The sequence below is a fragment of the Streptomyces flavofungini genome, assembly GCF_041028215.1.
Lineage (GTDB): Bacteria > Actinomycetota > Actinomycetes > Streptomycetales > Streptomycetaceae > Streptomyces > Streptomyces flavofungini_B.
In genome coordinates this window covers 1-9,024 of record NZ_JASKYR010000313.1, presented here as the reverse complement: position 1 = coordinate 9,024, position 9,024 = coordinate 1, and the positions used below count along the sequence as shown (strand labels likewise).

12 protein-coding genes are annotated in these 9,024 nt (G+C 72.3%); 10 read left to right on the top strand and 2 right to left on the bottom strand.

The window, feature by feature from the left end:
- The first annotated feature begins 142 nt into the window (after nucleotides 1-142).
- Nucleotides 143-1,744 carry an MFS transporter gene (locus tag AB8Z36_RS21605; protein ID WP_369215006.1) on the top strand — a complete coding sequence of 534 codons (1,602 nt, stop codon included), beginning with the start codon at nucleotides 143-145 and terminating at the stop codon, nucleotides 1,742-1,744.
- An 84-nt stretch (nucleotides 1,745-1,828) separates the two neighbouring features.
- Here AB8Z36_RS21605 and AB8Z36_RS21600 read toward each other — a convergent pair whose 3' ends face one another.
- Complete coding sequence (locus AB8Z36_RS21600) at nucleotides 1,829-2,668, bottom strand: SDR family oxidoreductase (RefSeq protein ID WP_369215005.1); 840 nt, start codon at nucleotides 2,666-2,668, stop codon at nucleotides 1,829-1,831.
- Nucleotides 2,669-2,787: 119 nt separating this feature from the next.
- Between AB8Z36_RS21600 and AB8Z36_RS21595 the strand changes: the two genes are divergently transcribed.
- The 7 genes from AB8Z36_RS21595 to AB8Z36_RS21565 all read left to right on the top strand — a co-directional run bounded on the left by AB8Z36_RS21595 (nucleotide 2,788) and on the right by AB8Z36_RS21565 (nucleotide 7,473).
- Complete coding sequence (locus AB8Z36_RS21595) at nucleotides 2,788-3,171, top strand: winged helix-turn-helix transcriptional regulator (protein ID WP_369215004.1); 384 nt, start codon at nucleotides 2,788-2,790, stop codon at nucleotides 3,169-3,171.
- A gap of 66 nt (nucleotides 3,172-3,237) precedes the next feature.
- Nucleotides 3,238-3,831 (top strand): DUF4291 domain-containing protein, encoded by a 594-nt coding sequence (locus tag AB8Z36_RS21590; RefSeq protein ID WP_369215003.1) that lies wholly within the window; start codon nucleotides 3,238-3,240, stop codon nucleotides 3,829-3,831.
- A 216-nt stretch (nucleotides 3,832-4,047) separates the two neighbouring features.
- On the top strand, nucleotides 4,048-4,179 hold the full coding sequence (locus tag AB8Z36_RS21585) for a lasso RiPP family leader peptide-containing protein (RefSeq protein ID WP_369215002.1): 132 nt from the start codon (nucleotides 4,048-4,050) through the stop codon (nucleotides 4,177-4,179).
- Between the two features lie 198 nt (nucleotides 4,180-4,377).
- Nucleotides 4,378-6,126 carry an asparagine synthase-related protein gene (locus tag AB8Z36_RS21580; protein WP_369215001.1) on the top strand — a complete coding sequence of 583 codons (1,749 nt, stop codon included), beginning with the start codon at nucleotides 4,378-4,380 and terminating at the stop codon, nucleotides 6,124-6,126.
- Complete coding sequence (locus AB8Z36_RS21575) at nucleotides 6,123-6,395, top strand: lasso peptide biosynthesis PqqD family chaperone (protein WP_369215000.1); 273 nt, start codon at nucleotides 6,123-6,125, stop codon at nucleotides 6,393-6,395. The genes AB8Z36_RS21580 and AB8Z36_RS21575 overlap by 4 nt, the downstream gene beginning before the upstream one ends.
- Before the next feature lie 60 nt (nucleotides 6,396-6,455).
- Nucleotides 6,456-6,881 (top strand): lasso peptide biosynthesis B2 protein, encoded by a 426-nt coding sequence (locus AB8Z36_RS21570; RefSeq protein ID WP_369214999.1) that lies wholly within the window; start codon nucleotides 6,456-6,458, stop codon nucleotides 6,879-6,881.
- A gap of 142 nt (nucleotides 6,882-7,023) precedes the next feature.
- Nucleotides 7,024-7,473 (top strand): fibronectin type III-like domain-contianing protein, encoded by a 450-nt coding sequence (locus AB8Z36_RS21565; protein ID WP_369214998.1) that lies wholly within the window; start codon nucleotides 7,024-7,026, stop codon nucleotides 7,471-7,473.
- 110 nt (nucleotides 7,474-7,583) lie between these two features.
- On the opposite strand, the gene AB8Z36_RS21560 is transcribed toward AB8Z36_RS21565, so the two are convergent.
- A complete protein-coding gene (locus tag AB8Z36_RS21560; RefSeq protein ID WP_369214997.1) occupies nucleotides 7,584-8,195 on the bottom strand; it encodes an FMN-dependent NADH-azoreductase in 612 nt (203 codons plus the stop codon).
- 145 nt (nucleotides 8,196-8,340) lie between these two features.
- Between AB8Z36_RS21560 and AB8Z36_RS21555 the strand changes: the two genes are divergently transcribed.
- A complete protein-coding gene (locus tag AB8Z36_RS21555) occupies nucleotides 8,341-8,739 on the top strand; it encodes a winged helix-turn-helix transcriptional regulator (RefSeq protein ID WP_369214996.1) in 399 nt (132 codons plus the stop codon).
- A gap of 83 nt (nucleotides 8,740-8,822) precedes the next feature.
- Nucleotides 8,823-9,024 (top strand): hypothetical protein (locus tag AB8Z36_RS21550; protein ID WP_369214995.1); only part of this gene is annotated, 202 nt, incomplete at its 3' end.

Sequence of the window (9,024 nt, the reverse complement as noted above, 5' to 3'; positions counted from 1 at the left end):
GGCCTGGACCGGGAGGGGGCGGGCGACCGGGACCGCGCAACCCGGCGCCGACCCTGCTCCGGCGCTGAACCGGCATGCCTGTACGTCTACGTCGAGCGGCATGCCCCGGTGCCGACCGGCATGCCCATTTCGAGAGGAACCCATGAGTACGAACCACTCCGCGCAGCCCGTACGAGCCGCGACAGGAGACGGCGAAGGCGTGCCGGACGCACGTCAGTTGCGCACGATCCTGATAGCCGTCTCCGTCGCGCTGATGGCCGTCATCGCCTCCGTGTCCGGCCTGAACGTCGCGCAGACCCACATGGCCGTGGAGTTCGGCGCCTCGCAGAACACGATCCTCTGGATCATCAACATCTACACCCTTGCCCTGGCGGCGCTGTTGCTGCCGCTCGGCGCCATCGGCGACCGCCTGGGCCGCAAGCCCATGCTCATCGCCGGTCTCGGTGTCTTCGGCGCCGCGAGCGTGGTGGCGGGGCTGGCCCAGTCGGCCGAGGTCATGCTCGCCGCGCGGGTCGCCGCCGGTGTCGGGGCCGCGATGATCATGCCCATCACCCTGGCCGTCATCACCTCCACCTTCCCGGAGGAACAGCGCGGCAAGGCGATCGGGGTGTGGACCGGTGTCGCCGGAGGCGGCGGCATCCTCGGCATGTTCCTCTCCGCCCTGCTGGTCGATGTCGCGGACTGGCGCTGGCTGTTCGTCCTGCCGGTGGCTCTCGTACTGGTAGCCCTCGCCATGACGGTGAAGTCGGTCCCCAACTCCCGGGAGGCCTCGGGCCATCGCTTCGACACGGTCGGCGCCCTGGTCTCCGCCGTCGCCGTCGTCGGCCTCATCTTCGTCCTCCAGGAAGGTCCCGAGCGCGGCTGGACCGCCCCGGCCACCCTGACCGGCCTCGCGGCGGGTCTGATCGCCGCGATCGGCTTCGTCGTCTGGGAACTGCGCCGCCGGGAGGCGGCACTGCTGGACGTGCGGCTGTTCCGGGAGCGCGGTCTGGCCGGGGGTTCGGTCACGCTCCTCGCGGTCTTCGGTGTGCAGGCGGGCATCGCGGTGGTGCTCTTCCCGTTCTTCCAGGCCGTGCTCGGCTGGTCGGGCCTGCTGTCCACGGTGGCCCTGATGCCCATGGCCGTCACGATGATGATGGCCTCCGGCCTGGCACCCAAGCTGGCCGCCCGCGTCGGTCCCCGCTCGACCATGGCCACGGGGGTGGCGCTGGCGGGCGTCGGCCTTGCACTGATGGCCCTGCTCGTCTCGGCCGACGGCGGCTTCGCGTCCATCCTGCCCGGCATGCTCGCCATGGGCGTCGGCATGGGCCTGTCGATGACCCCGTCCACCGAGGCCATCACCGGCTCCCTGCCGCGTGAGAAGCAGGGCGTCGCCTCCGCGCTCAACGACGTCACCCGCGAGTTCGGCACCGCACTCGGCGTCGCCCTGCTCGGCGCCCTGCTGTCCGCCGGTTACCGCGGCGCCATCGGTGACAGGCTGCACGGCATCCCCCGGGAGACGGCGGACACCGCCCGCGAAGGGGTCGCCAACGCCGTCGAGGCGGCCCAGGGCGGCGGCCCGCACGCGCGGGACCTCGTCCGGGCCGCCAAGGAGTCCTTCGTCGACGGCTGGCAGCAGGCCATGTGGGCGGGCGTCGCCGTCATGGCCGCGCTCTTCCTCTACGTCGCCCTGCGCGGCCCGGGACGCCCGGCCCCCACCGTCGCGGACGGGCACGAGACCGTCCAGGCGGACGCCCTCAACTGACGTACCCCGGGAGGAGAGCGGCCCCGCGCGCTTGTAGGCACCCGCGCGGGGCCGCCGCCCAGATGGTGCGATGTGCCCCGCGACTCAGCGGAACGCGGCGATGTTGCGGGCGACCCAGTCGCTGAACGGGTGCGGGGCGCGGCCGAGGACCCCTTCCACGTCCGGACTGATCCGCAGTTCGGCGGGGTTGGGGGCGGAGATGATGTCCAGGGTGTCGTCGGCGAGCTCCGCGGGCACGAACCGGGTCATCTCGGCCTTGGCCTCGGCCCGGGTGAGTTCGTGGAACCGTATCGGTGAGCCGAGGGCGGCGGCGATCGCCGCGGCCTGCTGACGTGGTGTGATCACCTCGGGACCGTTCAGTTCATACACCCCGCCCGTGTGCCGGTCGTCCAGCAGGCAGGCGGCCGCGACCTCGGCGATGTCCGCCGGGTCGATGACCGGCACCCCGACGTCACCGAAGGGCGCGGCGACCGTCCCCCGTGTGCGGATGGAGTCCGCCCAGCCCAGGGCATTGGAGGCGAAGCCGCCCGGGCGCAGGATGGCCCAGTCCAGGCCGGATGCGCGTACCGCGTCCTCCAGCGCGCGCATCGTCACCCGCGTCGGGCCCAGCGGCCTGGTCGCCACACCCTGCGAGGACAGCAGGACGACCCGGCGGACCCCGCTGGCCACGGCCAGGTCGATGAGCTCGGACGGCCTGGCCCCAGGGGCGTGCAGGTCGCCGGAGAGCAGCAGGAACAGGGCCTTCGCCCCGTTCAACGCGGGTGCAAGGCCCGCCGGATCGGCCAGGTCGGCCACCGCGTGCCGGACCCCGTCCGGTACCGGCGCCACGCGCCGCGACACGGCTGTCACCCGCTCGCCCGCCCCGGCAAGGGCCCGCGTCAGAGGCCGTCCCACATTCCCGGTGGCCCCGGTCACCACGATCATGTTCAGTTTCCCGTCCGTTGTATCCGATGTATCCGTTGCATCTGGTGTGTCTGACGGGAGCTGACGCTAGGAGGTGGGCTTACTTTCCGTAAGAACATACCTATGGGTAAGCTCCGTACATGAGTGAAGGCGTGCAGCTCGGGCAGGCCGAGGTGGCCCGACGGTATGAGGTGTTTCACACCGACTGCCCCGCGCGGGACGTGGTCGACCACGTGACCAGCAGGTGGGGCGTCTGGGTGCTGATCTCCCTGCGGAACAACGACCTTCGCTTCTACGAACTGCGCGAGAGCATCCGGGGCGTCAGCGAGAAGATGCTGGCCCAGACCCTGCGGGGGCTGGTCAAGGACGGCCTGGTCTGGCGGAAGGTCGAGCCGACGACGCCGCCTCAGGTCACCTACGGACTCACCGAGTTCGGCCGGGAGGTGGGTGAGCCGCTGACCGACCTGCTCGACCGGATCACCCAGCGGCTGCCGTCCTCGCGCGATGCGCCGAACGCCTCCTGAGGCTTGCCCGCGCGGAGCCGCGATATTGGATGGCGCACCCGAACGGGCGCGTTCAAGCTGGTTGCCGTGACAGAGCAGAAGCATCAGATCCGCGCCCGGTACACCGATTCCACGGTCACCGTCTACCAGGCGTATCCGCCGGAGATCGGTCTCCCGGCGGCCCGGGAACGACGTTTCCCCGCGGTGTGGAAGCGGGACCGGATGACCTGGGTCAAGCCGTCGTTCCTGTGGATGATGTACCGCTGCGGATGGGGCACCAAGGAGGGCCAGGAGGCCGTCCTCGCCCTGGAGATCACCCGCGAAGGCTTCGAGTGGGCACTGGCCCACGCCTGCCTCTCCCACTACGAGCACGGTCTGCACGCCGATCACGCCACCTGGAAGCGCCAGTTGCAGCAGGCCACGGCCCGGGTGCAGTGGGACCCCGAACGCGACCTGCGGCTACAGCCGCTTCCGCACCGGTCACTGCAACTCGGCCTCGCCGGTGCGGCCGCGCGTCGCTACGCCGACGAGTGGATCGTCTCCATCACCGACGTCACGGCACTCTCGCACGCGGTGCACGCCCATGTGAGGGACGGAGACCTGGACCGTGCGCGGCAGCTCCTGCCCCGGGAGAGCCCCTATCCCGTGCACGAAGGGGTCCTGGCTCACCTGCACCAGTAGGGAGTCGGCTCGTCGACGGCGCCACCGGTGCGCCGTCCGGGAGCGCGTGATGGTGTGGGCGGCGACCGAGTCGCTCCGGAACGCTTCACCTGTACCGCTTCAGGTGGTTTATGTGTGCGGCCGCCGTTGCCACCCTCTCTTGTTGCTTCCATGGGTGCACAACCCTCAAGGGCAGTGCGGACAAGCCGCGTTGCCGATGACGGAAGGGGTTCCCTCATGGAAGACAACCCGCTCGCGGTCGAGGAGTACGAAGAGCCGGTCATGGTGGAGGTGGGTGACTTCGCCGAGGTGACTCTGGGCCCGCACTACGTAGGGATCTGGGACGGCTACGGCGCCTACAGCAACTGACACCTGGAGGTACCGAGTGGCCCATACGGTCTGAGCAAAGGGGTTGCGGTGCGCGGAAGTTGGTTCGTCGTCCTGCCGGACGGGGAGGTCACTGCCCCGGCTGTCCGCAAGCTGCGCCCCTTGGCCTCGTGCGTGCTCGCCCACGCTTCCGGGCGGCCGTGGCTGATGGGCCGCTGGCCCGCAGGTTCACTCCTTTCGGTGGGTGCGGGACAGGTACGGGCGGTGGTGGCCGGGGAGTGTGCGGCCACCACCGCCGATCTGCGCGCACGGCTGGGGCGAGTGCGGTCGGTCGCGGAGGCGGGAAAGGCCGCCGAGGGGCTGCCGGGCTGCTTCCATCTGGTCGTATCGGCCGGGGGCCGGGTATGGGCGCAAGGGACGCTGGCCGGGGTACGCAAGGTGTTTCACACGCGGTTCAGCGGGACGTCGGTGGCGTCCGACCGCCCGGACGTGCTGGCCTCGGTGACCGGCGCCGGATGGGACACCTCCTGGCTGGCGCTGCGCCTGTCCGGGATGGTGATGCCCTTTCCCGTACACGAGTCGGTTCCCTGGGACGGGGTCGAGGCAGTGCCGTCGGACCGTGCCTGGGTGCTGGAGGCGGACGGGCGCGGGGGAGAGGTGCTCCGTTGGCGGGCGCCCGAGGCGGAGGCGTCGCTCGACGAGGGCGCGGCAGCCGTACGGACCGCGCTCCGGGGTGCGGTGGCAGCACGGGCGGCGAGGGAAGCGCCGGTCAGCGTCGATCTGTCCGGAGGCATGGACTCCACCAGTCTGGCCTTCCTCGCCGGTGCGGGCGGGACGAAGCTGGTGACCTACCGCTTCGCCGAGACGGACACCGGCAACGACGACGCCCACTACGCCCGGCTGGCCGCGCGGCGACTGCCGCGAGCGCGGCATGTGGTGGATGCCGTCGAAGCGGGCGCGACGATGTTCGCCGGGCTCGGGCCACGGGCGGTCGAGGCGGACCACGCGGACGCCGAGCCGTTCGGCTGGGTGCGCTCACGTGCCCGCATCGAGCACCTGGCCCGCACGATGGCCGACGCGGGCTCGCGGACGCATCTGGCCGGGCACGGCGGGGACGAGCTGTTCCGTACGGGCTCCCACACCCATCTGCACGACTTCGTGCGCCGGTTCCCGGTCGGGGGACTGGGGCGGGTGCGGGACTACCGGGCCATGGCACGCGCCTCGTGGCCTGCCACGCTGCGCGCCCTGGCCGACCGCCGGGACCCGGCGCGAGAGCTCTCCCGGCAGGCCCGGCGGCTGGCGGCGGGGACACCGCCCGCGACCAGGGACGGGTGGCGGGTCGGCTGGGCGCCCATGCCGTGGCTGCCGGTGTGGGCGAGTGGGGCGGCGGTGGAGGCGGCGCGCTCGGTCCTCGATGCGGCCGTCAAGGCCGGGCCGCAGCCGCTGGCGCCGTGGCGGGAGCAGCATGAGGTGCTGCTGCTGGCCCGCTGCACCGGAGGCCTCGTGGCCCAGGCCGACCGGCTGACCCGGCGCACGGCCGGTGTCGGTCTCGCGGTGCCGTTCCTCGACGACCAGGTCCTGCACGCCGCGTTGGCCGTGCGGCCGCAGGACCGCAACACCCCCCGCCGCTACAAACCGCTCCTCGCGGAGGCGATGCGCGGCATCGTTCCCCGGGAGGTGCTGGAGCGACGCACGAAAGGGGAGTTCAGCGCCGATCTCTACCGTGGCTGGCAGCGCAACCGGGGGGAGATTCTGGCCCTGATGGAGGACTCGCGGCTGGCCGCGCACGGGTTGATCGACCCGGGGCTGCTGCGGCGTACGCTCGCCGGTCCGCATACCTCCGCCGCCCCGTTGGGGTCACTGGACGCCACCCTGGCCGCCGAGGTGTGGCTGCGTTCCCTGGAGGAAACGCGGCGGGCTTCGCAGAGGCCGGACGGTGGGCTCATCGGGCGCGGCCCCGGGCACCGCCACGGGGAGGTGGGGCGGTGAACGGCTCGAACGGTTTCGCCCTGCGGGACCACGTCACCGTCATCGACACCCCTGACGGCGCGGTGCTGCTCAACCAGCGCACCGGCCGTTACTGGCAGCTGAACGCGACAGCCACCCTGGTACTGCGGACACTGGCCGAGGGCGGCACACCCGAGCAGGCGGCGGCCACGCTGACCGCGCGCCACCCGGCAGCCGCCGACCGCGCCGACGGTGATGTCGAGGCGCTCCTTCGCACCCTGCGTGACGCCGACGCCCTCGTCCCGCGCTGAACCCGTCGCCGTAGGGGGGCACACCGCCGTGGCCCGCCACACGCCAGAAGGAAGATCCGCATGAGCCATGACGTGACGCTCGCCGCCCGGGAGCCGCTGCCGCTGTCGCGGCGGCCGGCCGCGTTGCTCGCCGTCGGCGCCGCCCGGCTGCTGGCCACCCGCTCCCCGCACACCATCGGGCGCGTGCTGCGCCGACTGCGCAGGGGTGCCCTCCCGGCGACCACCTCGCAGGCACGTGCCGCCCGTGCCGCCGTCGTCACACTCAGCCGTCGCTGCGCCACCAACACGGGATGCCTGCAACGCTCCCTGGCCGCCACCCTGCTGTGCCGACTGCGCGGCACCTGGCCCACCTGGTGCACGGGCGTGCGCACCCAGCCCTTCTCCGCGCACGCCTGGATCGCCGTGGAGGGCACACCCGTAGCGGAACAGCAGGCGGCCGACTACTACACCGCCGTCCTGACCGTTCCACCCCTGCGGCGCCCCTGAAGGCCTCACCGCACCCCGGCCCGCTCGCGGCCTTTCTCCTCATCCACCTCTTGACCCCCGGCGCGTGACTCCCTAGTGTCCTCCCACCTCACGAGGTACATCGATCAACCAATCGTTAACCGCTTGGTTGGAGACCACCGCTGTGCGCACATCGCTGACCCGGCGCGGCCTGCTCGCCGCCGGTTCCGGGCTGGCCGCGGCCACCGCCCTGCCCGCCCTGTCCGGCTGCTCCTCGCTGGCGTCGGCGGATTCGCGCTCACGGGTGGCCGCCGGTGCCCCGGATCTGACCTGCCGGGTCACGGTCCGCAACGCCGGTACGCGGCCCGCGCACGAGACGGTCCAGCTCTATGTGCGCCGCGTTTCGGGTGCCACGTCCTGGCCGCGCGTACGCGAGCTGCGCGGCTTCGTCCGCCTCGACGTCGACCCCGGCCGGGAGTCCGGCGCGGTGTTCTCCATCGACGCGGACACCCTGGCCTCGGTCGGCCGGGACCTGTGTCCCGTGGTGGAGCCGGGGACGGTCGACGTGGAGACGGGACCGGCCTCGGACCGTACGCGGGCGGTTCGCCCGGAGATCGTCGCGGGGTGCGGCTGAGGTCCGGCAGGGCGGGGGAGCGGCCTCAAGGGCCTCTCGACGGGGTGGGCCGCCGTGCCGGACCGAGCTGTCCCGGGCGCCGTGCCGGGCCGAGGTGTTCGGGCCGTGGGTCAGGCCAGCAGTGCGGCGTGCTGCCGCGCGGACTCGGCGGCCTGCTCCAGCGTCTGCCGCGCCGACTCCTCCGCCTGCGGCACCAGCGAGGCCATGGCGGGGTTGGTGGCCGCCAGCGTCAGCTCGCGCGTGATGATCTCGACATCCAGGCCGAGGCCGCCGCCCAGCACCGTCCGGAGGTAGTTGGTGTCGTGGTCGAAGCCCGCCCGGGGGGTGCCGGGCTGGTAGGAGCCGCCGCGCGAGGCCGCGACCACGGCGCGCTTGCCGGACGGGGCCACGCCCTCGCCGAAGGTCCGCCCCATCAGGATGATCTGGTCCAGCCACGCCTTGAGGGTGGAGGGGATCGTGAAGTTGTACATCGGGGCGCCGATGAGAACGACGTCGGCCTTCTCGTACTCGGCGATGAGCTCCTCGCGCAGCGGGGGCGGGGACCCGGCGGTGACGGTGGCGATGTCCAGGTGCGGCAAAGGGTCGGCGGCGAGGTCGCGGTAGATGACGCTGCCCTCGGGGTGCGCCTGCTCCCAGGCCTTGCGGAAGGCGTCGGTGAGCTGGCGCGAGCCGGAGGCCTCCAGCGGGAACAGCGAGGAGTCGATGTGCAGCAGAACAGCCATGGCGTGCTCCTTGGTACGGGCGCGCGGGGCGCGCATGAGGGGACCGGCGCCCGGAGACGCCGTGCAGCAACTTCGTAAGCAGCTTGCGAAGTAACAGTAGCTTACTTTTCCGCAGTAGCTAAGGGCAAGGCGGTAGGATGCCCGTATGACGACGGAGCGGCATGACGCGGGGCAGTGCGCGGGCGTGGGCGGCGCGGTCGAGCGCGTCTTCGTCCTGCTGGGCAAGCGCTGGAACGGCGTCATCCTCGCCAGCCTGATGAGCGGCCCGGGACGCTTCGCCGAGCTGCGCCGCGCCGTCAGCGGCATCAGCGAGCGCATGCTCTCCGACCGCCTCGCCGAACTGGGCGAGGCCGGACTGGTCAGCCGCGAGGTGGACGAGGGCCCGCCGCTGCGCGTCTCCTACCGTCTCACTCCGGCGGGCGAGGCGCTGCGCCCGGCGCTCGGGGAGCTGTCGGACTGGGCCGAGCGCTTCCTCGGGGTCTCCGAGGAGGACGGCTGCCCCAGCATGCGACAGCCCCAGGGGGCCGAAGCCCGCGACGCCTGACGCCGCGTATTGCTGGCCGGGTGCTCCGCCCTGCTGTGTACTCTGCCTTCGTCGATCTTGAGTTGAGGCTACGGGGGCACGGCATGAACACCCATGCCGGCGTACGTCAGTTGCGGGCAGTGACGAAGGTGGTGGGGCGGCGTACCGCGTTGCGGTATCTGGCTCTGGGCGTCGGGGCCTCACTGCTCGCCGCGTGCGGCAAGGGCAGCGGCGGTGTGGATTCCGGCGGCGGCTCGGGCTCTGCTGGGGGCKCCGGCTCCGGGGGCGGCTCCGGCTCATCCGGTG

What these genes read in the sequence shown, in the direction of transcription:
- AB8Z36_RS21560 (WP_369214997.1), bottom strand. Translation starts at nt 8,195, where the DNA reads ATGGCTGTTCTGCTGCACATCGACTCCTCGCTGTTCCCGCTGGAGGCC.
- AB8Z36_RS21605 (WP_369215006.1), top strand. Translation starts at nt 143, where the DNA reads ATGAGTACGAACCACTCCGCGCAGCCCGTACGAGCCGCGACAGGAGAC.
- AB8Z36_RS21585 (WP_369215002.1), top strand. Translation starts at nt 4,048, where the DNA reads ATGGAAGACAACCCGCTCGCGGTCGAGGAGTACGAAGAGCCGGTCATG.
- AB8Z36_RS21595 (WP_369215004.1), top strand. Translation starts at nt 2,788, where the DNA reads ATGAGTGAAGGCGTGCAGCTCGGGCAGGCCGAGGTGGCCCGACGGTAT.
- AB8Z36_RS21570 (WP_369214999.1), top strand. Translation starts at nt 6,456, where the DNA reads ATGAGCCATGACGTGACGCTCGCCGCCCGGGAGCCGCTGCCGCTGTCG.
- AB8Z36_RS21555 (WP_369214996.1), top strand. Translation starts at nt 8,341, where the DNA reads ATGACGACGGAGCGGCATGACGCGGGGCAGTGCGCGGGCGTGGGCGGC.
- AB8Z36_RS21600 (WP_369215005.1), bottom strand. Translation starts at nt 2,668, where the DNA reads ATGATCGTGGTGACCGGGGCCACCGGGAATGTGGGACGGCCTCTGACG.